The organism is Rhodococcus sp. T2V, from assembly GCF_029269925.1.
Classification (GTDB): Bacteria; Actinomycetota; Actinomycetes; order Mycobacteriales; family Mycobacteriaceae; genus Rhodococcus_F; species Rhodococcus_F koreensis.
On the sequence record NZ_JARJBD010000017.1, the window covers coordinates 46458 to 71194 of the forward strand.

At 66.2% G+C, this 24737-nt stretch carries 23 protein-coding genes and 1 pseudogene; 19 read left to right on the forward strand and 5 right to left on the reverse strand.

The window, feature by feature from the left end:
* Positions 1–27: 27 nt before the first annotated feature.
* From P3H15_RS16540 to P3H15_RS16550, 3 genes are read right to left on the reverse strand one after another with little or no spacing between them, the layout of a single operon-like run.
* Entirely contained in the window at positions 28–1569 is a 1542-nt protein-coding gene (locus P3H15_RS16540) for a class I adenylate-forming enzyme family protein (protein ID WP_276138238.1), read from the reverse strand.
* 40 nt (positions 1570–1609) lie between these two features.
* Positions 1610–2545 (reverse strand): hypothetical protein, encoded by a 936-nt coding sequence (locus P3H15_RS16545; RefSeq protein ID WP_276138239.1) that lies wholly within the window; start codon positions 2543–2545, stop codon positions 1610–1612.
* A gap of 2 nt (positions 2546–2547) precedes the next feature.
* Entirely contained in the window at positions 2548–3756 is a 1209-nt protein-coding gene (locus P3H15_RS16550) for an aromatic ring-hydroxylating dioxygenase subunit alpha (RefSeq protein WP_276138240.1), read from the reverse strand.
* Between the two features lie 442 nt (positions 3757–4198).
* On the opposite strand from P3H15_RS16550, the gene P3H15_RS16555 reads away from it, so the two are divergent.
* Positions 4199–4816 (forward strand): TetR/AcrR family transcriptional regulator, encoded by a 618-nt coding sequence (locus P3H15_RS16555; RefSeq protein ID WP_276138241.1) that lies wholly within the window; start codon positions 4199–4201, stop codon positions 4814–4816.
* 67 nt (positions 4817–4883) lie between these two features.
* Positions 4884–5528: a dihydrofolate reductase family protein gene (locus P3H15_RS16560; protein WP_276138242.1), complete on the forward strand. Its 645-nt coding sequence runs from the start codon at positions 4884–4886 to the stop codon at positions 5526–5528.
* A gap of 83 nt (positions 5529–5611) precedes the next feature.
* Here the strand turns inward: P3H15_RS16560 and P3H15_RS16565 are convergent, their stop codons facing one another.
* Positions 5612–6406 (reverse strand): IclR family transcriptional regulator, encoded by a 795-nt coding sequence (locus P3H15_RS16565; RefSeq protein ID WP_276138243.1) that lies wholly within the window; start codon positions 6404–6406, stop codon positions 5612–5614.
* Positions 6407–6493: 87 nt separating this feature from the next.
* On the opposite strand from P3H15_RS16565, the gene P3H15_RS16570 reads away from it, so the two are divergent.
* From P3H15_RS16570 to dmpG, 3 genes are read left to right on the forward strand one after another with little or no spacing between them, the layout of a single operon-like run.
* On the forward strand, positions 6494–7309 hold the full coding sequence (locus P3H15_RS16570) for a 2-keto-4-pentenoate hydratase (RefSeq protein WP_276138244.1): 816 nt from the start codon (positions 6494–6496) through the stop codon (positions 7307–7309).
* The gene (locus P3H15_RS16575) at positions 7306–8277 is read left to right on the forward strand and encodes an acetaldehyde dehydrogenase (acetylating) (protein ID WP_276138245.1); all 972 of its coding nucleotides are present in this window, start codon (positions 7306–7308) and stop codon (positions 8275–8277) included. Before P3H15_RS16570 ends, P3H15_RS16575 begins: the two co-directional genes overlap by 4 nt.
* Positions 8274–9305, forward strand: coding sequence for a 4-hydroxy-2-oxovalerate aldolase (gene dmpG / locus P3H15_RS16580; RefSeq protein ID WP_276138246.1), 1032 nt, complete (start codon positions 8274–8276; stop codon positions 9303–9305). The genes P3H15_RS16575 and dmpG overlap by 4 nt, the downstream gene beginning before the upstream one ends.
* Positions 9306–9338: 33 nt before the next feature.
* Here the strand turns inward: dmpG and P3H15_RS16585 are convergent.
* Positions 9339–10628: pseudogene (locus tag P3H15_RS16585) on the reverse strand (catalase); the annotation flags it as partial.
* A gap of 377 nt (positions 10629–11005) precedes the next feature.
* Between P3H15_RS16585 and P3H15_RS16590 the strand changes: the two are divergent.
* From P3H15_RS16590 to P3H15_RS16655, 14 genes are all read left to right on the forward strand, one after another.
* Positions 11006–12640, forward strand: coding sequence for a methane monooxygenase (locus P3H15_RS16590; RefSeq protein ID WP_276138247.1), 1635 nt, complete (start codon positions 11006–11008; stop codon positions 12638–12640).
* 85 nt (positions 12641–12725) lie between these two features.
* Positions 12726–13769 carry an FAD-binding oxidoreductase gene (locus P3H15_RS16595; protein ID WP_276138248.1) on the forward strand — a complete coding sequence of 348 codons (1044 nt, stop codon included), beginning with the start codon at positions 12726–12728 and terminating at the stop codon, positions 13767–13769.
* 49 nt (positions 13770–13818) lie between these two features.
* A complete protein-coding gene (locus P3H15_RS16600) occupies positions 13819–14925 on the forward strand; it encodes an aromatic/alkene monooxygenase hydroxylase subunit beta (protein WP_276138249.1) in 1107 nt (368 codons plus the stop codon).
* Positions 14922–15263, forward strand: coding sequence for a propane 2-monooxygenase effector subunit MimD (gene mimD / locus P3H15_RS16605; protein ID WP_072942597.1), 342 nt, complete (start codon positions 14922–14924; stop codon positions 15261–15263). Before P3H15_RS16600 ends, mimD begins: the two co-directional genes overlap by 4 nt.
* A 77-nt stretch (positions 15264–15340) precedes the next feature.
* Positions 15341–16393 carry an amidohydrolase family protein gene (locus P3H15_RS16610; RefSeq protein ID WP_276138250.1) on the forward strand — a complete coding sequence of 351 codons (1053 nt, stop codon included), beginning with the start codon at positions 15341–15343 and terminating at the stop codon, positions 16391–16393.
* Positions 16390–17133 (forward strand): iron-sulfur cluster assembly protein, encoded by a 744-nt coding sequence (locus P3H15_RS16615; RefSeq protein ID WP_276138251.1) that lies wholly within the window; start codon positions 16390–16392, stop codon positions 17131–17133. The genes P3H15_RS16610 and P3H15_RS16615 overlap by 4 nt, the downstream gene beginning before the upstream one ends.
* Positions 17130–18155, forward strand: a complete 1026-nt coding sequence (locus P3H15_RS16620) for an NAD(P)-dependent alcohol dehydrogenase (RefSeq protein WP_276138252.1) — start codon at positions 17130–17132, stop codon at positions 18153–18155. The genes P3H15_RS16615 and P3H15_RS16620 overlap by 4 nt, the downstream gene beginning before the upstream one ends.
* A gap of 46 nt (positions 18156–18201) precedes the next feature.
* A complete protein-coding gene (groL, locus tag P3H15_RS16625; RefSeq protein ID WP_276138253.1) occupies positions 18202–19851 on the forward strand; it encodes a chaperonin GroEL in 1650 nt (549 codons plus the stop codon).
* 113 nt (positions 19852–19964) lie between these two features.
* On the forward strand, positions 19965–20300 hold the full coding sequence (locus P3H15_RS16630; protein ID WP_276138254.1) for a putative quinol monooxygenase: 336 nt from the start codon (positions 19965–19967) through the stop codon (positions 20298–20300).
* The gene (locus P3H15_RS16635; RefSeq protein WP_276138255.1) at positions 20297–21667 is read left to right on the forward strand and encodes an FAD-binding oxidoreductase; all 1371 of its coding nucleotides are present in this window, start codon (positions 20297–20299) and stop codon (positions 21665–21667) included. Before P3H15_RS16630 ends, P3H15_RS16635 begins: the two co-directional genes overlap by 4 nt.
* Positions 21664–21984 carry a hypothetical protein gene (locus tag P3H15_RS16640; RefSeq protein WP_276138256.1) on the forward strand — a complete coding sequence of 107 codons (321 nt, stop codon included), beginning with the start codon at positions 21664–21666 and terminating at the stop codon, positions 21982–21984. Before P3H15_RS16635 ends, P3H15_RS16640 begins: the two co-directional genes overlap by 4 nt.
* Before the next feature lie 201 nt (positions 21985–22185).
* The gene (locus P3H15_RS16645; protein ID WP_276138257.1) at positions 22186–23937 is read left to right on the forward strand and encodes a sigma-54-dependent Fis family transcriptional regulator; all 1752 of its coding nucleotides are present in this window, start codon (positions 22186–22188) and stop codon (positions 23935–23937) included.
* A 163-nt stretch (positions 23938–24100) separates the two neighbouring features.
* Positions 24101–24343, forward strand: a complete 243-nt coding sequence (locus P3H15_RS16650; RefSeq protein ID WP_346348783.1) for a hypothetical protein — start codon at positions 24101–24103, stop codon at positions 24341–24343.
* Positions 24340–24702, forward strand: coding sequence for a hypothetical protein (locus P3H15_RS16655; protein ID WP_276138259.1), 363 nt, complete (start codon positions 24340–24342; stop codon positions 24700–24702). Before P3H15_RS16650 ends, P3H15_RS16655 begins: the two co-directional genes overlap by 4 nt.
* Positions 24703–24737: the final 35 nt, after the last annotated feature.

The window sequence follows — 24737 nt, forward strand, 5'->3', positions numbered from 1 at the left end:
CGGTCGTGGAGCCCGGAGGTGTCGCGGTCAACTGTCTTGCAGCTCGCCGACCTTGACGGGGTGCGCCCGGTCGGGCAGGTCCGCGTACGTGGTTCGCAGCGGGGCCTTGTTGATCTTCATTCCCGCGGTCCGAGGCAGTGGGTCGGCGAGGAATTCGACGTAACGTGGCGTCTTGTAGCGTGCGAGGCGTGTCCGGCAGTGGTTGACCACATCCTCTGCCGTCAACGCCCCGCTGGCACGTAGCAGCACGGCCGGTGTTTCACCGAACTCCTCGTCGGCCACGCCGATCACGGCCACCTCGAGTACGTTCTCGAGCTCCATGATCACCCGTTCCAGTTCTGCCGCATAGATGTTGATGCCGCCGGAGATGATCACGTCCTTGATCCGGCCCACCACGCGGAAGCGTCCGGCTTCGTCGCGTACCGCCACATCCCCGGTGCGGAGCCAGCCGTCCACGAAGTTGGCTCGCGTCTGCGCTTCGTCGCGCCAGTAGCCGCCGGCCAGTCCGGGACCCCGGATCCAGATCTCGCCGGGTTCGTCGGGAGCGCAGTCTTTTTCGTCGGCATTCTTGAGCACGAACTGGTTGAGAACCCCGCCCAGCCCGACGCTGTCCGGGTGATTGATCGCCATCTCGACGGTCGGGATCGACGCGTTCGACAGTGATTCGGTCAGACCGTACACCTGCCGGAGCCCGATGCCTTTCGCCGACCACGCCTCGATCAGTTCGACGGTGACCGGGTTACCCCCGGTGAACGCCACGGTCAGCGAGGACAGGTCGGCGTCGGCGAACTCGGGGTCGGCGGCCATCTGCTCGTAGAAGATCGTCGTGGCGCCCAGATGCGAGATCTTGCGGTCCCGAATGATCCCGAGCGCGACCTTCGGATCCCACTCCGGCAGGAACACCACGCTGCCACCCAGGACCAACGGTCCCAGGAACCCGTTGAGAAGGCCGGCGCCGAATGCCATGGAGCTGACGTTGAGGGAGCGGACCCGCATGAATCCGGGCTCCTGGAGGCACCACTCGAAGAACGCGCTCAACAGGGAATTATGGGTGAAGACAACACCCTTCGGTGACCCCGTCGATCCGGACGTCGACAGGATGGCCACGGGGTCGTCGCCCTCGGCTTCGAGCACTCGCGGGACGTCGGGTACGGGTGCGGTTGCCTGGGCGAACACGTCGAGATCGACCACCGGTTGGCCGGCGCCGAGATGCTCGATCGCGGGATCGAGTGCGGCCCGGAATTTGTCCGCCGCCACAACCAGTTTCGGCTCGAGCTGCGTCAACGCCTGTGTGATCTCGTGCTGCCCGTTGCGTTCGTTCAGCGGGCACAGGACGGCGCCGGCCTTGATCACGGCGAGCGCGACGATCGCCCAGTTGCACGACGGCCGTCCGACGATGGTGACGCGGTCTCCGGGGTTGACGTCGTGGGCGATGAGACCGTTGACCACCCGGTTCGAGGCGGCGTCGAGTTCGGCTCGTGTGAGTACCTCACCGCCGCATTCCACGACGGGTTCGTCGGGTTGGCGGACAGGCCAGGCGGAGACGGGGCCCAGGATGTTGCTGTCCATGGCAGTGTTCCTTCTGTCGAGGGGTTCTTGGTTGGGGCTCTCAGCTGCTGGGGATTGTCTTTCGGACGAGATCGGACTCGAATACGATGTCGGTCCGGTCGTGCTGGAACGCGGCCGACCGCAGGGTCTCCACCAGCAGGACATCTGTCTGCTCGACGACCGCCTCGACGATGCCGTCCTCGCGGTCCCACAGCAGCGGCAGTGCGGCGCCGACGATCCCGCGGAGTGCGGTCTCGTCCTCCGCGTCCGGCACGGACGGTCCGAGGACCACGAGCCGGGTGGCTCCGCCACGATCCTGCAGTGCGAAGAAGCCCGCGACGTCCCCGGTCTCCCGGTGAGTCGCTGCATACAGCGCGCGTGGGGTGTCACCGTCGACGAGCCGCCACGCCACCTGCTGCCGCTCACCTCCGACGGCGTTGCCGGTAGGGACGGCGCGGAAATGCACTGAGCCGGAGGGTAACCGGGACCGCAGATTGTCGTCCTTCGACGGAAGCACCAGAACGTCGCGAACGGCGCTCACCTGTGCTCCGAATCGGTTCGCCGTTCGCAGTGCGGCAGGGTGCGAGCCGTACGCACACGCCGCGACGGACCGACCTCCGGCGCCGAGTTGCTCGGGAGGGGACTGCCCGAGGGTCTCGAAGGCCGCGGTGATGACCCCGGTCGACCGGAAGTCGGGGTCCACCACCGCGTCGATGACGATCGGGCCGCGCTCGGATGGCGAGGTCAGGGTGATCACGGCGGCCAGGGCCGGGCCCTTCGCGCGGGGTGCGTTCCACCGCCGCAACCGGGTGTACACCTGCGCGGTCAGGAACGCACGCTCGTAGCTGGGATGGCGCAGGTCGGGGCCGAAGCTCATCTCCGCATCCGCCCGGGCCGCGCGGGCGATCAGGTCGAGTGCCTGCCCATCCGGGCCGCCGTCGTTCCAGTGCAGGGTGACGAGTTCCGGGTCCTCGAGCTCCCGGCCGTGCAGGCTCATCGTCATCCTCCCGCTCCGGCTCCACCGATCAGGCGGTTCACGACCCGGCGGAACAGGTGACTCGAAAGCTCGTTGCGGCCCAGGAGCATCGTGCCCGCGTCCAGGCTCGCGAGCGCTGCCTGTGAACTGTCGAGGATCGGGAAGTCCTCGTCGTGCAGGATCGCGATGAGGATGCTCCAGTTCTTGGCCCAGCGCTTGCGCCAGTGCTCGGGTTCGAGGCCGCTGTCTTCGACGCTCGGTGCGAGAATGCGCATCTCCATGAGCGACTGGTCGGGATCGGCACCGATGGGCCGGAACGTGAGCAACTCGAAGTGGGTCGCGTGCTTGAGCAGCATGGCGTTGGGGGCGAGGAAGCAACTCTCGATCGTGTGCGCCTCCATGTCCCTGGTCCATTCGACCTCTTGGCCGATGAACTGGTCGACGCTCTTGCGGCCGGTCAGGAACCAGAAGGATTTACCGAAGTCCTCCAGCGTGACTGCGTTCGTGTGCAGCATCTTTCCCGCGGTGTTCGGGTGCGCGTACTTGACGTGATAGTTGTCGAGGAAGCCGTCCTGCATGATCTTCCAGTTGACCGGCCGCTCGTACGGGTGCGGGTCGATGCTGACCAGCTTGTCGAGTTCGTATTCGGCCATGATGGCGTCCATGTCCGGACCCAGCCAGGCCGCGACGTCGATCTCCCGTTTCGCGTTGTCGATTGCCCAGATGAACCCGTGCCGCTCCTCGACGGGGATCTCGACGAGTCCGAACTTCGAGCGGTCGAAGTCGCCGAAGGTGTGGTCGAGGCTCACGGTCCGGAGCGCACCGTCGGGGCTGTACGACCACCGGTGGTAGGGGCAGGAAAAGAGACGGCACGTGCCCGATCCCTCGGTGACCAGTTGCGCGCCGCGGTGCCGGCAGGCGTTGACGAACGCCTTGACGCCACCGTCACGCTGACGGATCACCACCACCTTGTTGCGTGGCAGGTCCACGGTGACGAAGTCGTTTCGTTTCGCGAGTTCGGAGGAGTGCGCGACGATGAACGGCACCTCGCCGAAGATGCGATCACGCTCGAGTTCGGCCCGCAGGGGGTCGTGGTAGTCGACGGCCTCGAATCGCTCGATCTCCGCGAATTGATCCGTGACCTTGTCGTCGAGGTGATGGAGCAGCGCCCGGAGTGCGCGTGTGCGGCGGGACTGGATGTTGCGAGTCTGATTCTCGTCTACGAGGACCATGATTCCTCCTGTTCAGAGCGGGACTGATGGGTGCGCGCCGATGGCGGGTCGCGCTGTGAAAGGTGGCTGTGGCTCGAGTCACCCCGAAAACTAGTACCATTAGGCTAATCGGTCAAGAGTCGTGAAAAACCAACCAGCGAACCGCACCTGGCCGGTGGTGCGGCCGCCCTCGCGGATTCCCAGGGCTTCGCAAGGGCTCCCCGAGTTGTGGGGACCGTGACCGGAATCCGAGCCGGCGACCGTCGAACCTTGTGGAGCCATGTGGGATTCGAGCGGCGCAAGGGTGGCGGATACCGTCACGCACCGTGTCCGAACAGTCTTGACGCGAATTACTAACGGTGCTAGTTTTCGGGCAGGGAAGGCCGTCGGAGGAAGGGACGTGATCTCGACCCTGTCCGAATCGGGCGTAGTCGAATGCTGATCACCGGAATGAGGAGTACTCGTGGGCCGCAGGCCAATGATTCAGCGTGATACCGCAGTTCGGGCCGCGCTGGACATTGTCGACGCCGACGGCCCGGGCGCATTGAGCCTGGAGAAGATGGCTGCGAAACTCGGCATTCGAGCGCCCTCGCTGTACAACCACTTCAGCGACAAGGCGGAGATTCTCTCCGAGGTCGCCCGGTCGATCGTCCTGGAGACGTCGCGTGAACCGGACCCCGGCGCGGACGACGACTGGAAGCAGTGGCTGGTGGAGGCCTGCGTGCTGGTCCGCCAAGCGCTGCTCGCTCACCAGCGCGCCGTGCCGATCGTCGTGGAGTACTTTCCCCGCGGGCTGCTGGAGAAGTTGTATGCGGAGCACTGCCGCGTCCTGGGCGCGCACGGTGTGCCCGTCAACTTCCAGATGTTCATCCTCGAGTCGATCCACCGGATGACGATCGGCTCGGCCATGTGCGTGGCCACCGGCCGACCGGCGATGGCCCCCTTCGCGAAGCCGGAGCAATTCGACGCCGACCTGGCGAGCACGATGCAGAACAACTCGTGGTCCGACGAGCGGCTGTTCGTCGAGATGCTGAGGGTCTTCCTCGAGGGCGTCGAGACCGAGATCGCGCAGAGCGCATAGCTGGCGCGCGGCGGAGGGGCCTGGTCCTGTTCATCGTTACCATCGTCGAGAGCGCAGGAGGATCCGAATGAGTCAGTTGCTGAGAGTCCAGAACTTCAACGTTTCGCGTGACGGGTTCGGTGCCGGTGACGGCCAGAGCTTCGAGAGGCCGTTCGGTCACGCCGACCCTGGTGTCCTGTTCGCGTGGGCGGGTGCCACGGCGAGTTGGCACATGCGCACCGGCCCCGGCGGGAGCCGCGGCCTCGACGACTACTTGATCCGCGACTACGACCGCAATATCGGTGCCGAGATCATGGGCCGCAACAAGTTCAGTCCGCATCGCGGGCCGTGGGCGGATTACGAGTGGCGCGGCTGGTGGGGCGACGAACCCCCGTTCCACACCCCGGTATTCGTGCTGACCCACCACGTCCGTCCGTCGTTCACGCTCTCCGACACCACGTTCCACTTCGTCGACGCCGATCCGGCCACGGTCCTCGAGCAGGCGCGGGAGGCGGCGCAGGGTAAGGACGTCCGGCTCGGCGGCGGGGCCACCACAATCCGGGAGTTCCTCGACGCCGACCTCGTCGACACCCTGCACGTGGTGGTGTCACCGATCGAACTTGGGTCCGGGGCGCGACTGTGGGAATCTCCCGACGAGTTGCTCGACCGGTTCCACTGCGACGTCGTGCCCAGTCCGAGCGGCGTGACCCACCACCTGTTCTGGCGGAAGTGACACAGCCGTAGTTCGATGTGGCCGCGGGATGAGGGCCCTACTCGCGCCCTGCTGTCGCCGGCCGGCTGATTCCAGCGCCGACCTCACCGACCGGTACTTCGATCCCCTGCCTCGGTGAGCGCTCGTGTGATGCTCAGTGCGGTGGTGTGCACGGCGGGCCCGACGCGCCGGATGTCGACCTTGCCGATCCACCCGGACGCCGAGACGGCGGCCACCGGCGGACCGTCGTCGACGCGGACGGCGCTGGCGACGCACGCGACGCCGGGCGCCGACTCCTCGTGCTCGTACGCGATGCCGGTCGACGCGATCCGCCGCAACTGACGTACCAGCGCTCCGGGCGCGGTGATGGTGCGCGGACCCACCCGCGACAGCCCGGCGGCGACCACGGCCTCGAATGCCGCGGGCGGTGATCCCGCGAGCAGAGCCTTGCCCACCCCCGTCGCGTGTGCGGGGAGACGCCCACCCACGCCGGACGGCAGCCACGGCGCATCCCGCCCCGGGAGGATCTCGACGTACACCACCTCGGCCCCGTCGAGGATCGCCAGGTGCACCGTCTGCCGTGTCGCTTCCCGCAGGTCGGCGAGGAACGGCAGCGCCACCTCACGGACCGAACGTCGCCGCGACGCCCGTTCCCCGAGCTCGAACAGCCGCAGTCCGAGCCCTACCTTGACGCCGCTGCGCTCGAGAAACCCGACGCCCTCCATCTCCTTCACCAACCGCGACACCGTCGCCTTCGGGATCCCGGTGCGCCGGGTCAACTCGTTGACGCCCAGCGTCGTGTCGGTGGGACCGAACGCCGCGAGCAGATCCGATATCCGCCGGACCACCGACGTCGGCTCGTCACCCGCCGAAGAAGTGTTCCGTTCTACGGGACTCATTCGTTGAGTATCACCATCCAGCCCAGCACAGTACAAGCAGCAACGCGCGCAACGTCCCACTCGAACCAGCCCACAGCGAGGTCATCGATGCCCACCACTACCTCTACGGCCCTCCCGAATTCGTCGATCCAGGCCGCCGCGGAGCGGCTCACGGCCGCGACCGCACGACCCTGTGCGCCGGTGCGGGACCTGCTCGGGACCACCGACATCGGTGCGGCGTATGCCGTGCAGCAACTGCTGACCGACCGGCGTCTCGCCGCCGGGGGGACGGTCACCGGCCGCAAGATCGGGTTGACCTCGCCGGCCGTGCAGCAGCAGTTGGGGGTGGACCAACCGGACTTCGGGGTGCTGTTCGCGGACATGGACGTCACCGCCCTGTCCGAGGTGCCCAGCGGCCGGTTGCTGCAACCGAAGGCCGAGGCCGAGATCGCGTTCGTGCTCGGTGCCGACCTGATCGACGGCGACCTCGACGACGCCCAGATCCGCGGCGCCGTCGCCCGCGCCGCCGCCGCGCTGGAGATCGTCGACTCCCGCATCGCGGACTGGGACATCACCATCACCGACACCGTCGCCGACAACGGCTCCTCCGGGTTGTACGTCCTCGGCGAGAACTGGCTCACCCTGGACGAATTCGAACCCCGCGACGTCGTGATGCAGCTGTACTCGGGCGACGCACTCGTCTCCGAGGGCACCGGCGCCGCCTGCCTCGGCGACCCCCTACAGGCCCTGGCCTGGCTCGCCCGCACCGCCCGCGACTACGGGCAGCCGCTGCGCGCCGGGCAGGTCATCCTCTCCGGCGCCCTCGGCCCGATGGTCCCCACCCCACCCGGCACCACCGTCCGCGCCGAACTGTCCACCCTCGGCACCGTCACCGCCACCTTCTCGAAGGGTACCCACTCATGAGCGACACCCCCACGGTCACGGTCGCGATCATCGGCTCCGGCAACATCGGCACCGACCTGATGATCAAGGTCCTGCGCAACTCCGACATCCTCGAGATGGGCGCGATGGTAGGCATCGACCCGAACTCCGACGGCCTCGCCCGCGCCGCCCGCCTGAACGTCCCGACCACCGCCGACGGCGTCCAGGGTCTGATCGCCCTCGACACCTTCGCCGACATCGACATCGTCTTCGACGCCACCTCCGCCGGGGCCCACCGGGACAACGCCGCCGCCCTCGCCCCCTACGGGAAGAAGCTGGTCGACCTCACCCCAGCCGCGATCGGCCCGTACGTGGTGCCGCCGGTCAACCTCGAGCAGCACCTCGACGGGGACGTCGACAACGTCAACATGGTCACCTGCGGCGGGCAGGCCACCATCCCCATCGTCGCCGCCATCTCCGCCGTCACCCCGGTCGCCTACGCCGAGATCGTCGCGTCCATCGCGTCGAAGTCCGCAGGCCCCGGCACCCGGGCGAACATCGACGAGTTCACCGAAACCACGTCGCACGCCATCGAACAGGTCGGCGGCGCCGCCCGCGGTAAGGCGATCATCGTCCTCAATCCCGCCGAACCACCCCTGCTGATGCGCGACACCGTCCTCGCCCTCATCGGCGACGCCGACCACGACGCCATCCGCGCCTCGATCACCGAGATGGCCGCCCGCGTCGCCGAGTATGTGCCCGGGTACCGGCTCAAGCAGGACGTCCAGTTCACCCCGATCCCCGACGGCGAACCCGTCCACACCCTGCTCCCCGACGGCGCCGGACCGGTCACCACCAAGGTGTCGGTGTTCCTCGAGGTCGAGGGCGCCGCACACTACCTGCCCGCCTACGCCGGCAACCTCGACATCATGACCTCCGCCGCCCTGCGCACCGCGGAATCCATCGCCCGACGCATCCAGAACACGATCCCCGCGGAGGTCGCACCATGACCAAGCTCTACATCCAGGACGTCACCCTGCGTGACGGCATGCACGCCGTCCGGCACCGCATCACCCCCGACGACGTCGGCCGCATCGTCGCCGCCCTCGACGCCGCCGGGGTCGACGCCATCGAGGTCGCGCACGGCGACGGTCTCGCCGGCGGCTCCCTCAACTACGGGCCCGGCAGCCACACCGACTGGGAGTGGATCGAGGCCGCCGCCGACAACCTCACCCACGCCACCCTGACGACCCTGCTGCTGCCCGGTATCGGCACCATCGCCGAACTCGAACAGGCCCACAAGCTCGGGGTCCGCTCCATCCGGATCGCCACCCACTGCACCGAGGCCGACGTCGCCGCCCAGCACATCACCAAGGCCCGCGAACTCGGCATGGACGTCTCCGGGTTCCTGATGATGAGCCACATGACCCCCGCCGACAACCTCGCCAAGCAGGCGAAGTTGATGGAATCGTATGGGGCGCACTGCGTGTACGTCACCGACTCCGGCGGCCGGCTCACCATGAACGGTGTCCGCGACCGGGTCCGCGCCTACCGGAACATCCTCGACCCCGGCACCCAGATCGGGATCCACGCCCACGAAAACCTGTCGCTGTCCGTCGCGAACAGTGTCGTCGCCGTCGAAGAAGGCGTCACCCGCGTCGACGCCTCCCTCGCCGGGCACGGCGCCGGCGCAGGCAACTGCCCGATCGAAGCGTTCATCGCCGTCGCGAACCTCCACGACTGGCAGCACGGGTCCGACCTGTTCGCGCTGCAGGACGCCGCCGACGACCTCGTCCGGCCCCTCCAGGACCGGCCCGTGCGCGTGGACCGGGAAACCCTCACCCTCGGCTACGCCGGCGTCTACTCCAGCTTCCTCCGGCACGCCGAAACCGCGTCGAAGAACTACGGCATCGACGTCCGCACCCTCCTCCAGGAAGTCGGCAAACGCGGACTCGTCGGCGGACAGGAAGACATGATCACCGACATCGCCCTCGATGTGCTTCGCACCCGTGAGTACTTGTTAACCACGGGCGGTTAATAAGTACTCACGGGCGCGGAGCGCACGGCTGCGGAAGAGGTTCCCGGGCTGTTCGAAGTAGTTGTCGTCGTCTGCCCGATAGTCGAACCGGTCGGCGACTGCTCCCACCCCGAGCGGCGGGTCGGCGTAGCTGGGCTGGTCGGCAAACCGGCCGTGGGAGTTGGGTTCGATACTCGGGATGCCGCCCTGGTTGCCGTCCACTCGCATGGCGCCGTCGCGGTGGAAGGAATTGACGTGCGTCGCGCCTCTCGGGCTGTTGACCGGGATCTGGTGGTGGTTGACGCCGAGGCGGTAGCGGGCGGCGTCGCCGTACGAGAACAGTCGGCCTTGGAGCATGCGGTCCGGGGAGAATCCGATGCCGGGAACGATGTTCGCCGGGGAGAACGCCGCCTGTTCGACGTCGGCGTGGTAGTTCTCCGGGTTGCGGTTCAGTTCGAGTTCACCGACTTCGATGAGGGGGTAGTCCTTCTTCGACCACACCTTGGTGAGGTCGAAGGGATGGTAGCGGTAGGACTCGGCGTCGGCTTCGGGCATGATCTGGACGGAGAGTGTCCACTTCGGGAAGTTGCCCTCCTCGATTGCGTTGAAGAGGTCGCGCTGCGCCGACTCGCGGTCGCCGGCGACGACGACGGCGGCTTCTTCGTCGGTGAGGTTCTTGATGCCCTGCTGGGTGCGGAAGTGGAATTTCACCCACGAGCGTTCTCCGGCGTCGTTGACGAACGAGTAAGTGTGTGAGCCGAATCCGTGCATGTGCCGGTAACCGTCGGGGATGCCGCGGTCGGACATCACGATGGTGATCTGGTGCAGGGCCTCGGGGAGATTGGTCCAGAAGTCCCAGTTGTTCTGCGCCGAGCGAAGGTTGGACTTCGGGTCGCGCTTGACCGCGTGGTTGAGATCGGGGAACTTGAGGGGGTCGCGGAAGAAGAAGACGGGGGTGTTGTTGCCGACGACGTCCCAGTTGCCCTGTCCGGTGTAGAAGCGGACGGCGAATCCGCGGATGTCGCGTTCGGCGTCGGCGGCGCCGCGCTCGCCTGCGACGGTGGAGAATCGCAGGAAGATCTCGGTCTGTTTGCCGACTTCGGAGAAGACGTCGGCATTGGTGTGCGTGGTGATGTCGTGGGTGACGCGGAAGGTGCCGAAAGCGGCGGACCCCTTGGCGTGCATCCGGCGTTCGGGGATGACTTCGCGGTCGAAGTGCGCGAGTTTCTCGAGGAACCAGACGTCCTGTAAGAGCATCGGACCGCGCGCGCCGGCGGTGAGACTGTTCTGGTTGTCGGGTACCGGTGCACCGGCGACGGTGGTGAGTCCGTTGGGGTTGGTCATCGACTTCTCCTGTCTGTCACCCGGGGCTGGTCGGGTGAATGCGGTTCGGCGAGAGCATCCCTCAGAGCAGAGCGCGATGGTGTCTCAATTTGATAACCCGCGGCCGTTGAAAGTCACGTTCACCGGATCTTTCCGGACGGTCTGACCAGGTGGCGCAAACTCGTGTTCCGCAACCCCTCGGATGGGGGCTTCGCCCCCGTGAGTACTTGTTAACCACGGGCGGTTAAGTAATAAGTACTCACGGGCGCGGAGCGCACCGCCTGGATGTGACAGTCGTCTCACACTGAGACGGTCGAGACCTGGGTCACGCGGTTCAATCAATCGCACAACGTCCCCGCAGCCGGCACCCGGCCGGCTCTTGATCCAGGAGGCGCACATTGAGTAGGCAAAGCCTGACAAAGGCCCACGCGAAGATCACCGAACTGTCCTGGGATCCGACATTCGCAACCCCGGCCACCCGGTTCGGCACCGACTACACCTTCGAGAAGGCTCCGAAGAAGGACCCTCTCAAGCAGATCATGCGGTCCTACTTCCCGATGGAGGAGGAGAAGGACAACCGCGTGTACGGTGCCATGGACGGCGCCATCCGCGGCAACATGTTCCGCCAGGTGCAGCAACGGTGGCTCGAATGGCAGAAGCTGTTCCTGTCGATCATTCCGTTCCCCGAGATCTCGGCCGCCCGAGCGATGCCGATGGCCATCGACGCCGTGCCCAACCCGGAGATCCACAACGGTCTCGCGGTGCAGATGATCGACGAGGTTCGTCACTCGACGATTCAGATGAACCTCAAGAAGCTGTACATGAACAACTACATCGACCCGGCCGGGTTCGACATGACGGAGAAGGCGTTCGCGAACAACTACGCGGGCACCATCGGCCGGCAGTTCGGCGAAGGATTCATCACGGGTGACGCGATCACCTCGGCCAACATCTACCTGACAGTGGTCGCCGAGACCGCGTTCACGAACACCCTGTTCGTCGCCATGCCCGACGAGGCCGCCGCCAACGGTGACTACCTGCTGCCGACCGTCTTCCACTCGGTGCAGTCCGACGAGTCGCGGCACATCTCCAACGGTTACTCGATCCTGCTGATGGCCCTCGCCGACGAGCGGAATCGCCCACTGCTCGAACGCGACCTGCGGTACGCGTGGTGGAACAACCACTGCGTCGTCGACGCCGCAATCGGCACGTTCATCGAATACGGCACCAAGGACCGCCGCAAGGACCGGGAGAGCTACGCGGAGATGTGGCGTCGCTGGATCTACGACGACTACTACCGCAGCTACCTCATCCCGCTCGAGAAGTACGGCCTGACGATTCCGCACGACCTGGTCGAAGAGGCGTGGAAGCGCATCACGGACAAGGGCTACGTCCACGAGGTGGCCCGGTTCTTCGCCACCGGTTGGCCGGTCAACTACTGGCGTATCGATGCCATGACCGACAAGGACTTCGAGTGGTTCGAGCACAAGTACCCGGGCTGGTACTCGAAGTACGGCAAGTGGTGGGAGGAGTACAACCGGCTCGCCTACCCCGGTCGCAACAAGCCGATCGCATTCGAAGAGGTCGGGTACCAGTACCCGCACCGGTGCTGGACCTGCATGGTGCCCGCGCTCATCCGCGAAGACATGGTGGTCGAGAAGGTGGACGACCAGTGGCGGACCTACTGCTCGGAGACCTGCTACTGGACCGACGCCGTCGCGTTCCGTGAGGAATACCAGGGTAAGCCGACCCCGAACATGGGACGGCTCACCGGGTTCCGTGAATGGGAGACCCTGCACCACGGCAAGGACCTCGCCGACATCGTCTCCGATCTCGGGTACGTCCGCGACGACGGCAAGACCCTGGTCGGTCAGCCGCACCTCGATCTGGACAACCCGAAGAAGCTGTGGACCCTCGACGACGTGCGGGGCAACACCTTCCAGAGCCCGAACGTGCTGTTGAACCAGATGTCCGACGCCGAACGCGACGCTCACATCGCCGCATACCGCGCAGGCAGCACCGTTCCTGCCTGATCCAGGCTCGGTGGGTGGCGCCGCGGCCACTTCCGGCGCCACCCACCGCTTCACCATTCACTTCACAAGCCCAGGAGAATCCCCCGTGGCCGACAAGCACCGTATCAACTTCGAGCCCGTCGACATCGAGATGGAAGTCGGCGAAGACGAGTACATCCTCGACGCCGCATTCCGGCAAGGCATCCACCTGATGCACGGCTGCCGCGAGGGGCGGTGCTCGGCCTGCAAGTCGTTCGTCCTGGACGGCGACATTCAGATGGAGAACTACTCGACATTTGCGTGCAACGAATCCGAGGTCGACGAAGGGATGGTATTACTCTGCCGCTCAACCGCATACAGCGACTGCACGATCGAGCTGCTCAACTTCGATGAGGACGAACTCCTCGGCGGTGTCCCCATCCAGGATGTCCGCACCCGGGTGATCGGGATCGAGTCGATGACCAAGGACATCGTCTCGCTCCGATTGCAGCCCGTCGAACCCGCCGCCTACGAGTTCAGGCCCGGCCAGTACGCGGACCTGAAGATCCCGGGGACCGAGGAACATCGGTCCTTCTCGATGGCAACGACACAGTCGACACCCGGCCACATCGAATTCCTCATCAAGAAGTATCCGGGCGGAAAGTTCGCCGGACTGTTGGACAATGCCATCTCGGTCGGCGACGAGATCAGCTTGACCGGTCCCTACGGGTCGTTCACCCTCAAGGAAGGTCACGTCCTGCCGATCGTGTTGATCGGCGGCGGAGCCGGAATGGCCCCCGTCCTCTCACTCCTGCGGCACATGAGCGAGACGGGTAATACCCGCCCGGTGCACTTCTACTACGGTGCCCGGACGCCCGCCGACCTGTTCTACGTCGACGAGATTCTCCGACTCGGAAGCGGACTCACGGATTTCACGTTCGTGGCCTGCCTGTCGGAATCGATGGTCCCACAGCCGGCAGGGTCGATCGTCGTCGAAGAAGGCAATGTCACCGACGTCGTGAGCCGCCGCGAACCGGACATCGGCAAGACCGAGGTCTATCTCTGCGGACCACCACCGATGGTCGACGCGGCGCTCGCCCTGCTCGAGGCCACCGGCACCCCGAGCGATCAGATCTTCTACGACAAGTTCACCAGCCCCGCCTTCGAGTAGCCCACCAGGAATTCACAGCCCTCTTTCCCCGACAGAACTGAGAAACGAGATGACCGCAACCTCCGAGCCCAAGCAGCGGAGCTTTCCGAAGATCGAGTTCACCGACTCCGAAGCCGGTGCGCTGGAGTTCCCCAGCTCCCGCAGCCGTACTTTCAACTACTACACGCCGGCCAAGAAGCGGTCGACGATGTACGAGGACGTGACCGTCGACGTCCAACCCGACCCGGACCGCCACCTCTCCCAGGGGTGGATCTACGGATTCGGCAATGGACCGGGCGGATATCCGCAGGACTGGACCGTCGCGAAGTCGTCGAACTGGCATGCCTTCCTCGACCCGAACGAGGAGTGGGACCAGACGATCTTTCGCAACAACTCCAAGGTCGTCCACCAGGTCGAATTGTGCCTCTCCAACGCCAAGCGCGCCCGCGTCTACGACGCCTGGAACACCCCCTGGTTGACGTTCATCTCCCGCAATCTCGGTGCGTGGATGCATGCCGAGAACGGATTGGCGTTGCATGTCTTCACGTCCATCCAGCGGTCCGGGCCGACCAACATGATCAACACGGCCGTCGCGGTGAACGCCGCCCACAAGATGCGCTTCGCCCAGGACCTGGCGTTGTTCAACCTGGACCTGTCCGAGGCCACCGAGGATTTCGACGGCGACGCGCACAAGGCCGTCTGGCAGTCGGCGCCCGAGTGGCAGCCGACCAGGGAGGTCGTCGAGCGGCTCACCGCCGTTCCGGATTGGTGTGAGCTGCTGTTCGGCTCCAACATCGTCTTCGAACAGCTGGTCGGTTCGCTGTTCCGCACGGAACTGGTCATGCAGATCGCCGCAGGCAACGGCGACTACATCACCCCCACGATCGTGGGCACCGGTGAGCACGACTACGACCGCGACCTCGCGTACACCCGCAACCTGTTCCGGTTGCTCACCCGCGACGCCGAGCACGGTGAGTCGAACAAGGAACTGTTCGGCACGTGGCTGGCCACCTGGGTGCCCCGCTGCCTCGACGCCGCCCGCGCGCTGCAACCGATCTGGTCGCAGCCCGCCGACAAGGCCGTCACCTTCGCCGACAGCCTCGACGCCGCCACGGCGAAGTTCCGTTCCCTGCTCGAGGAGATCGGGCTCGACATTCCCAAGGAGTTGGACCAGTGAGCATGCAATTCGGATCGTCCACCGAGTTCTCCAACATGTGCGGCGTCACGTTGATGAACACCCCGATCGGCCGGGTCGTCGCGGAGGTGATGGGCGCGAAGGACGGTGTGGAACTGACCGAGTACCCGTCGATGATCCGCGTCGACGGCCAGAAGTTGCTCGACTTCGACTACGAGGAACTGACCGACGCCCTGGGGCAGGATTTCGACGGCTCGATCTTCGAGGAGATCAGCTCCACCCACTACGGGCGCATGGTCCACCTCGACGAGAAGACCCTGCTGTTCGCCAGCCCCGAGGATGCCGCCGAGTACATCGGATTCGACCTCACGGAGCACTAGCCCGCAGCTGTCCGGGGCCGCAGAGGTGGCCCCGGACACCCCCAGCCCACCCGGAACCAGGACCAAGCGAGGACGCGATGTATCAGAAGGACGGTCAGAAGTACTTCATCGTCGATGGGCACGTGCACATCTGGGACGGCCGCGAGTCGAACCAGAAGAACGTGCACGGCAAGCAGTTCATCGACTGCTTCTACGACTACCACAAGAACCTCAGCCCCGAAGAGGTCGTGTGGGACTACGACACCTACACGTACTACGGCAGCGAACGTTTCGAGCGCGACCTCTTCGTGGACGGATACGTCGACCACGCGATCTTCCAGGCCACCCTGCTGAGCGACTTCTACCACAACGGATTCGGGCAGACGGACGAAGCGCTGGCCCTGGTCGCCAAGAATCCCGGCAAGCTCACCTACAACCACGCCTACGACCCGCGTCACGAGGAAGCCGGTCTCGAACAGCTCCGCAGGGACGCGGACCGGATGCACCTGCAGGGCGTCAAGCTCTACACCGCCGAATGGCACGGCGACTCCCGCGGCTACAAACTCGACGATCCGTGGTCGCGGCGCTACCTCGAAGAGTGCATAACGCTGGGGATCAAGAACATTCACGTGCACAAGGGTCCGACGATCCGACCGCTGGACCGTGACGCGTTCGACGTCTCCGACGTCGACAAGGTCGCCACCGACTACCTGGACCTGCGATTCGTCGTCGAGCACGTGGGTCTGCCGCGGCTCGAGGACTTCTGCTGGATCGCCACCCAGGAGTCGAATGTGTACGGCGGTCTGGCAGTGGCGTTGCCGTTCATCCACACCCGGCCCCGCTATTTCGCCCAGATCATCGGCGAACTGCTCTACTGGATCGGCGAGGACAAGATCCTCTTCGGCAGCGACTACGCGCTGTGGACCCCGAAGTGGCTGATCGAGAGGTTCGTCGACTTCCAGATCCCCGAGGACATGCAGAGCGAGTACGCCCCGATCACCGTCCAGCAGAAGCAGAAGATTCTCGGCCTCAACGCGGCAGCGCTGTACGACATCGACGTTCCCGCCGACCTGCAACTGGCCGAACCGGCCGGGCAGGAAGGTGCAGAGGTCGCAGCCGGGGCGCGAGAGCCGGAATCCGTGCCGTCATGACCGCCGCCGTCGTCTGCACCGAACAGGACGTCCTGATGGCCCTGTCGACGGTCACCGACCCGGAACTGGACGAACCCATCACCGATCTCGGGTTCGTCCGGTCGGTCACCCTCGACGACGACGGGGTCACCGTGCACCTGCGGTTGCCCACCGCGTTCTGCTCGCCGAACTTCGCCTACCTCATGGCCTCCGATTCCCTCGACGCGCTGCGTCTGATCGAGGACATCGGTGAGGTGCGGGTGCTGCTCGACGACCATCACGACAGCGACAAGATCAACGCCGGCCTCGCCGCCGACGCCGGATACGTCGGGACGTTCGGTTCCGAGGCGGAGGACAGTCTGCACGAGTTGCGTCGAACGTTCCGGTCCAAGGCGCACGCCGCCGCGATGGAACGCTGCGTGGAGGCGCACCTGAAGACCACCGATCTGGGTGTGAACGAGATCTCCCGGCTCACCCTCAGCGACCTCGCTTCGGGAAAGTCCAAGGCCGCGCTGCTGCGCCGCCGGATCGGCATCGGGTTGAGCATCTGCCCGGCCAGCCGGGTGTTCGTCGACGACGACGGCAAGTGCATCCCCCCGGAGTCGGTGCCGCTGCGGCTGCGCTTCGCCAAGTCGGTGCGCATCTCGATGGAGGGCAACGCCCACTTCTGCCGCGGCCTGCTCGCCACCCGCTACGCCGACACCGAATCTGTCGGCGCTACACCGCGAATCACCAACCTCAGAACCAGGAGCCCGCGATGAAGGCCGTGCAAGTGGTGGGATACCACACCAAACTGCAGCTCACCGACATTCCCGAACCCACGGTCGAGGGCCCCCTCGACGTCGTCGTGCGCATCGGCGGCGCAGGCGTGTGCCGCACCGACCTGCACATCCTCGAGGGCCAGTGGGAGGAGAAATCCGGTGTCGCGCTGCCGTACACGATCGGCCACGAAAACGCCGGCTGGGTCCACGCCGTCGGCGATGCCGTCACCAATGTCGCGGTCGGCGACAAGGTGATCCTGCACCCCCTGATCACGTGCGGGCTGTGCCGGGCATGCCGATTCGGTGACGACGTCCACTGCGAGAACAGCCAGTTCCCCGGTATCGACGTCAACGGTGGCTACGCCGAGTACCTGCGCACCACCGCCCGCAGCGTCGTGAAGATCGACGACACGCTCGAACCGGCGGACGTCGCCGCACTCGCCGACGCCGGCCTGACCGCGTACCACGCGGTTGCCAAGGCCGCGAACACGACCCGGCCCGGGGACGTCTGCGTGGTGATCGGGGCCGGCGGCCTCGGCCACATCGGCATCCAGGTCCTCAAAGCCATCTCCGGCCTCACCGTCGTGGTGCTCGACCGCAACCCCGAAGCCGTCGAACTGGCCGTGAAGATCGGCGCCGACCACGGCATCGTCGCCGACGGCACCCACATCCAGCAGGTACTCGACCTGACCGGCGGGCATGGCGCCGAGGCTGTGGTCGACTTCGTCGGCGAAGGCGGCGCCACCCGGGAAGGCATCGCGATGCTGCGCCGCGCCGGGAACTATTACGTCGTCGGATACGGCGAGAACATCGACGTCCCGACCATCGATGTGATCTCCACCGAGATCAACTTCATCGGAAACCTCGTCGGCTCCTACAACGACCTCCAGGAGCTCATGACCCTTGCCGCCCAGGGCAAGGTCACGTTGCACACAACCCGGTACCGGCTCGAGGACTTCCAGCAAGCCCTCGACGATCTCGATGCCGGGCGGGTGCGCGGCCGGGCGATTCTCGTCCCATAGCACGCCGCATTCTCCGCACAAGAAAAGTAGGAAAGGACCATCAGCCATGGCAAAAGAGCTGCGGTACAACACGGACGCCCGAGCCCGACTCGAACACGGCGTCAACGCCCTCGCCGACGCGGTCAAGGTCACCCTCGGCCCCAAGGGGCGCAACGCGGTGCTCGAGAAACTCACCGGGCCGCCGACCATCACCAACGACGGCGTGACCATCGCGCGCGAGATCCAGCTCCGCGAACCGTTCGCGAACATGGGCGCCCAGCTGGTGAAGGAGGTGGCGATGAAGACCAACGGTGTCGTCGGCGACGGCACCACCACCGCAACCGTGCTCGCCCAGGCCATGGTCCGTGAGGGGCTGCGCTCCGTCGAGGCCGGAGCCAACCCCATGCGGGTCCGACGCGGCATCGAACGAGCCGTGTCCGTCGTCGTCGACTCCCTCCGCGAGCAGGCCTCGCAGATCGGGGGCCAGAGCGATCTGCAACGCATCGCGACGCTCGCCGCCAGCGACGACGACGTGATCGGACACGCCATCTCGAAGGCCGTCGACTACGTCGGCAAGTCCGGGGTCGTCACCACCGAGGAAAGCGACACCCTCGGGTTGTCGGTCGACATCGTCGACGGCATCGAGTTCGACCACGGTTACACCTCGGGATACATGGTCACCGACCCGGAGCGGATGGAAGCGGTCCACGCCGATCCGCTGATCCTGCTGACCAACAAGAAGATCACCCAGGTCCAGGAGATCATGCCGGCCGTCGAGGTCGCCAAGCGCGCCGACCGGCCGCTGGTGGTGCTCGCCGAGGAGGTCGACGGGCCGGCCCTGCAACTGCTCGTCGGCGGCAACATGCACAAGACGATGCAGTCGGTGGTCGTCCGGGCCCCCGGTTTCGGGCACCGTCGGGTCGCCGAACTCGAAGACCTCGCGGTGGCGCTCGGTGGGCACGTGATCGCCAAGGACACCGGGATCGAACTGTCCGAGGTCAGCGTCGAGCATCTCGGTTCGTGTGACCGGATCACGGTGACCGAGAACGAGACCACGATCGTCGGTGGCCACGGTGACCAGCGCCTACTCGACGCCCGCGTCGCCCAACTGGAGTCCCAGCTCGAGCGCGCCAAGATCGAGGCAGATCAGGAAAGCCTCGAACTGCGCATCGCCCGGCTCACCGGGCGGGTCGCCGTCATCCGCGTCGGCGGCGCGACCAGTGTCGAACTCAAGGAGCGGATGCTGCGCGTCGAGGATGCCCTGGCCGCCACCCGCGCGGCGGTGGAGGCGGGCATCGTCTCCGGCGGTGGCACCGCGCTGGCACAGTCACACCGGGCACTGGCCGACCTCGACCTGTCCGGAGACGAGGCCATCGGGTGCGACGTCGTACGGCGCGCCCTCGCCGAACCGCTGCGCTGGATCGCGATCAACGCCGGATTCGACGGCGACGACGTCGTCGAGGTGGTCGCCGGTCTCCCGCTCGGGCACGGATTCAACGCGCTCACCGGTGAATACGGAGACATGTTCGACGACGGGGTGATCGACCCGTTCAAGGTCACCCGCGCCGCACTCGAAAGTGCGGCCTCGATCGCGGCACTGCTGATCACCACCGAAACCGCTGTGGTGGAGGAGACCATCGGCAATCCCGGCGCCATCATGGCACCCGGCTTCGGCGATCTCGCCGAAGGCATGGTCCGCCCGTCGAACATCTACTGACGCAGCCGAGTGGGTCGCCGCCACGACCGTCTGACGAGGCGGTGACCCGCTCTCCCTGCTCGCGCAAAACCCACCCCTCCGGCGCCCGCATGCCCGAAAGAAAGTGAAGCATCGTGATTTTCATCGTGGTGAAATTCAAGGTCCTCGACAAGCATCAGAACGACTGGCTGCTCGTCACCAAGGAGTTCACCGACGCGACCCGATCCGAACCGGGCAATCTGTGGTTCGAGTGGCACCGCAGCGCCGACGACCCCGCCGAATTCATACTGATCGAGGCGTTCCGGGACGGGCAGGCCGGTTCCGACCACGTCGCCGCCGACCACTTCCGGAAGGGACTGGACGCGATGCGTCCCGCGCTGAGTGAGACACCGCGCATCATCCACACGGAGATACCGGGGGAGGACTGGTCGCGGATGGGAGAGCTGGAAGTCACGCAGGCCAAGGCATGACGGTCGTGACGGGCGGTCCCGTCGCGGATCTGGTCGCGGAATTGGGCGACGCCGTGATGACCGACGGCGACACCATGATCTCCTACACCCGCGATCAGGCGTTGCTCTGCCCGTCCGGGCTTCCGCTCGCCGTCGTCCGCGCCCGGACCGTCGACCATGTCGTCGCGACTCTGAAAACAGCGCACCGACATGGTATTCCGGTCGTGACGAGAGGTGCGGGCACCGGGCTGGCCGGCGGAGCCAACGCGATCGACGGCTGCATCGTGCTGAGTACCGAGAAACTCGACCGCATCCTCGCCGTCGACGAACAGTCCCGCACCGCCACGGTCGAGGCGGGAGTGATCAACGGTGACCTCGCGACCGCGGTGGGAGCGCGCGGACTGTGGTACGTCCCCGACCCCGGCAGTCGCGCCGTCTCCACGATCGGCGGGAACCTCGCAACCGACGCCGGCGGCGCCTGCTGTGCAAAATACGGGGTCACCGGCGACCACGTCGCCCGGATCAAGGCGGTCCTCGCCGATGGCCGGATCATCCACACCGGCGCCGTCACCCGCAAGAATGTGGCCGGTTTGAACCTGACTCGACTACTGGTCGGGTCCGAGGGGACCCTGGCGGTGATCGTCGAGGCGACCGTGCGGCTGCGCCGGACGCCGGTGCACACGGCCACCGTCGTCGCCGCCTTCCCCGATACCGTGCAAGCGGTCGACGCGGTGCTGGCGATTCAGGCGGTGGCCGACCCGAGCCTGGTCGAACTCATGGACCGCACCACCATCGCGGCCGTCAACGACATGACCCGCATGGGTCTCGACGAGACGGCCGGCGCGCTGCTGCTGATCCAGTGCGACGGTGACGCCGCCGAGGCGGAAGCCCAGCGCAGCGCGGACGCCTGCCGCGCCGCCGCGGCCACCGAGTTGTACGTGAGCACCGACGCCGCCGAAGGTGACGCCCTCATGCAGGCGCGCCGTGTGGCGCTGACCGCCCTGGAACGCCGCGGCAGCACCCTGCTCGACGACCTGGCCGTGCCGGTCCCCCGGCTACCGCACATGCTCGACGCCATCAGCCGGATCGCCGACCGCCACCGCCTGCTCATCGGCACGTTCGGGCACGCCGCCGACGGGAACCTCCACCCCACGATCGTGTTCGACGCGGCCGACCCCGACGCCGCCGACCGGGCCCATCGGGCCTTCGACGAGATGGTGACGCGATGTCTGGCGCTGGGCGGATCGATCACGGGTGAGCACGGCGTCGGCAGCCTCAAACGCCGCTACCTCGAACCCATGATCGGCTCGGTCGAGAGATCCCTCATGACAGGGATCAAGGCGGCCTTCGACCCGACCGGAATTCTGAACCCGGGCCGCGCGATATGACGACCACAACCCTGCGTGCCCGGTCGACGCGGGACGACGATCTCGTCCTGGAATTCGGCACACGGTGGGCGGTGTTCGGAGGGGGCAGCGCCGAAGACATCTTCGTGACCTTCGGGTGGACCGAGGCGCGGTACTTCCAACGACTGCAAGTCCTGGCCGGGCGCCGGTTCTCACCCCTCGACGCCTCACTCCGGCACGGTCTTCTCGCCGTCTGCGCCGAGCGGCTACAGCAGATCGATCATCCGCCCCACCTTGCGATGAAAGGCCCCGACCATGACAGCGCACCCCGGACGGCGGCGCGGCCGTCCCCGCACTGAACCCGGCGCTCCTCCGGTTCCGGGCACCCTCACATCGGCCGACCTCGCCAGCGTCCTCGAAGTACTGACCGGTACCCGGGCGGCGGTCGAACACCCCCCGTCGGACCTCACCAACCCCGTCTCATATTGAGACGCGTCTCACATCGAGACGACGTACGCTCAGGTTCATAGACCTGTGGAGAAACGGGGCGTAAACACGGCATGACCACCAAGGACCTGCAGAAGGCGCGGGAGCTGTTTCTCGCCGACAACGATCTCGACAGCTCCGTTCGTCAACCCATCTCGTACTCCTGGCAACGATCGAAGTCGCTCAAGGTGAGCCCTGATCAACTCGACCTCCCGTTCGTCCGGGAGCCGAATCTGGACTGTCCTCTCGTCGCGGCTGCCGAACCCGTGTTGCGACAGCTCGCGGACGGCCTGGTCGACGAACCGGTCAGCGTGATCCTGACGTCGGCTGACGGAGTGATCCTGACCAGGATCACCGCCAGCCGGCAACTCAATCGCACCCTCGACGACGTCCAACTGATACCCGGGTACAGCTACTCGGAAGAGTTCGCCGGCACCAACGGCATCGGCACGACCCTGGAAACCCGCCAGCCCACCCTCGTGACGGGCGCCGAACACTATGCCGACTGTCTCGGGCAACTGGCCTGCGCGGGTGTCCCGATCACCCATCCGATGTCCGGCACTCTCGTGGGGGCACTCGATCTCACCGGCTGGGTAGAGGACGGGGGCCCGCTGCTGGCCACCCTTGCCAAATCGGCCACGGCTCAGATCGAAGGCCGGCTGCTGGCGCAGGCCAGCGCCGACCAGACGTCGTTGCTCAACGCGTATCTCAAGGCGTGTCGCCGGTCGCCGCAGACCGGGGTGCTGGCGCTCGGAGACGACGTCGTCCTCGTCAACCGGCGACTTCGCGTGGCGCTGGACGCCCAGGATCAGGCCGCGTTACTCGAACACGCCGTCGACCTGAGCAGCGTGAATGCCACCTATCGGCATATCGTCGCCCTGCCCAGCGGCCAGACGGCCAGGTTGTCCTCGATCGAGGACTTCGGGCTCGGAGCCCGCAGGCCGATGGCCTTGTTCTATGTGCATCTCCACGATGTCCCCACGTCATCTCTAGCCCCTGAGCCGGCGAGCACCGCAGTGTTCCCCGGCATCACCGGCACGAGCGCGTCCTGGCGCCGCAGTTGCCAGCAGATCGCTCGATGCGCACGCGAGCAACAGTGGGTGGTCGTGTCGGGCGAGGCCGGAAGTGGCCGCGGAGCCGCTCTCAAAGCTGTTGCTGTCGAACATATTTCCATTCGAACCCGGATTTTCACGGCCGCCGAACTGTCCGACGACAGCGCCGTGCTGCCGGCCCTCGAACAGGAGCTCGACCAGGAACGATTCAGTGTCATCCTGCGTGACATCGACCTGCTCGGTGAGCCACAGCAGCGGGTGGTCGCCGACCTGATCCAGGGGCGCGAACACGCCGGATGGATCGGCGCGACCATCGGCGGAACCGGTCACAACACCGATCTCGATGCCCTGCTGCTGCCCCACTTCAGTCACACCGTCACGATGCCGGCCCTGCGCCATCGCATCGACGATCTGCACAGTCTGGTGCCGCATCTGCTACGACAACTCGGTCGCGGCGCGGAGCTGTCCCTGTCGCCTGCGGCAATGCGCCAACTCTGCAAATACAGCTGGCCCGGAAACGTCACCGAACTCCGGCAGGTCCTGCACGAGGTCGTCCAACGGCAGCGCTCCGGTGTCGTCGAAGTCGAGCAGCTGCCCCCGATGTGCCGTGCCCTGAGCCGGCACACCCTCACCCAGATCGAAGCCCTCGAACGCGACGCCATCGTGCGCAGCCTCGAAGAGAACCACGGCAACAAGAAAGCCGCAGCCACAGCTCTCGGCATCTCGCGTGCCACGATCTACCGCAAGATCAAGGAATTCGGCATCGACATCTGACGCGCCCTGCGTCGTCCCCCTTTCGTGTCAGGAAATGAGACACCCGCCGCGCCGCAGTCGGCGGAGCATGAGGTCAGACAGAAATTCCCACGCGGATCTCGACTCGTCGAGGAGCAACCCCTTTCGGGTACGGATCCGCGACCGGAGTGGACTAGGACGACCCATGAACACGAATCCGATTGGCGCAGTGACTCGCTCGGAACCGCACTGCAAGACCGCTCGCGTGTGGCTGGTCGCCGGGCTGGCGCACACGTCCGAACCCGTCGACCGTCCCGCCGTACGTGACGATCTCATGCGAACATGGGTTCCGGAGCCGGGCAGCGGTTACCGCACTCCCGACGGCAGGCGTCGCACGACGTGGGCGCAGCTGCACTCCCGGTTCGATCTCGTCGAGGTGACGCCATGACAACCTCCTGTGAGATCCGGCCGACCGCACACCATCCCCACGCGACACTGAGTGATCAACTCGCGTGGGAGGACGCCGCCGAGGACGCGCAGCGCTTGTCCCCGGACGACCGCACGACGTGTCCGTTGCACCGACGGTGGATCCACCAATGCGTCGCCTCGCCGGTCCACGTCAACGCAATCACCCGGCACCGGTGGTGCCGTCGATGCGCCGTGCCACTCACGGTGACCGTGGATGAGGTGGCACGGACGGTCACGATGGTCTGCCCCGCCTGCGGTGACGGTGGCAGCCCCGCCACCGCGCGTCTGGTGGTCGCCTGCCGTGCCAGTTTGGGCTTCGCCCCCGTGAGTACTTATTAACCACGGGCGGTTAATAAGTACTCACGGGCGCGAAG

Bases quoted from the DNA above. Each gene is read 5' to 3' on its own strand.
- P3H15_RS16540 (WP_276138238.1), bottom strand. From the start codon at position 1,569: ATGGACAGCAACATCCTGGGCCCCGTCTCCGCCTGGCCTGTCCGCCAA.
- P3H15_RS16545 (WP_276138239.1), bottom strand. From the start codon at position 2,545: ATGAGCCTGCACGGCCGGGAGCTCGAGGACCCGGAACTCGTCACCCTG.
- P3H15_RS16550 (WP_276138240.1), bottom strand. From the start codon at position 3,756: ATGGTCCTCGTAGACGAGAATCAGACTCGCAACATCCAGTCCCGCCGC.
- P3H15_RS16560 (WP_276138242.1), top strand. From the start codon at position 4,884: ATGAGTCAGTTGCTGAGAGTCCAGAACTTCAACGTTTCGCGTGACGGG.
- P3H15_RS16565 (WP_276138243.1), bottom strand. From the start codon at position 6,406: ATGAGTCCCGTAGAACGGAACACTTCTTCGGCGGGTGACGAGCCGACG.
- P3H15_RS16570 (WP_276138244.1), top strand. From the start codon at position 6,494: ATGCCCACCACTACCTCTACGGCCCTCCCGAATTCGTCGATCCAGGCC.
- P3H15_RS16575 (WP_276138245.1), top strand. From the start codon at position 7,306: ATGAGCGACACCCCCACGGTCACGGTCGCGATCATCGGCTCCGGCAAC.
- dmpG (WP_276138246.1), top strand. From the start codon at position 8,274: ATGACCAAGCTCTACATCCAGGACGTCACCCTGCGTGACGGCATGCAC.
- P3H15_RS16600 (WP_276138249.1), top strand. From the start codon at position 13,819: ATGACCGCAACCTCCGAGCCCAAGCAGCGGAGCTTTCCGAAGATCGAG.
- P3H15_RS16610 (WP_276138250.1), top strand. From the start codon at position 15,341: ATGTATCAGAAGGACGGTCAGAAGTACTTCATCGTCGATGGGCACGTG.
- P3H15_RS16615 (WP_276138251.1), top strand. From the start codon at position 16,390: ATGACCGCCGCCGTCGTCTGCACCGAACAGGACGTCCTGATGGCCCTG.
- P3H15_RS16620 (WP_276138252.1), top strand. From the start codon at position 17,130: ATGAAGGCCGTGCAAGTGGTGGGATACCACACCAAACTGCAGCTCACC.
- groL (WP_276138253.1), top strand. From the start codon at position 18,202: ATGGCAAAAGAGCTGCGGTACAACACGGACGCCCGAGCCCGACTCGAA.
- P3H15_RS16635 (WP_276138255.1), top strand. From the start codon at position 20,297: ATGACGGTCGTGACGGGCGGTCCCGTCGCGGATCTGGTCGCGGAATTG.
- P3H15_RS16640 (WP_276138256.1), top strand. From the start codon at position 21,664: ATGACGACCACAACCCTGCGTGCCCGGTCGACGCGGGACGACGATCTC.
- P3H15_RS16645 (WP_276138257.1), top strand. From the start codon at position 22,186: ATGACCACCAAGGACCTGCAGAAGGCGCGGGAGCTGTTTCTCGCCGAC.
- P3H15_RS16650 (WP_346348783.1), top strand. From the start codon at position 24,101: ATGAACACGAATCCGATTGGCGCAGTGACTCGCTCGGAACCGCACTGC.
- P3H15_RS16655 (WP_276138259.1), top strand. From the start codon at position 24,340: ATGACAACCTCCTGTGAGATCCGGCCGACCGCACACCATCCCCACGCG.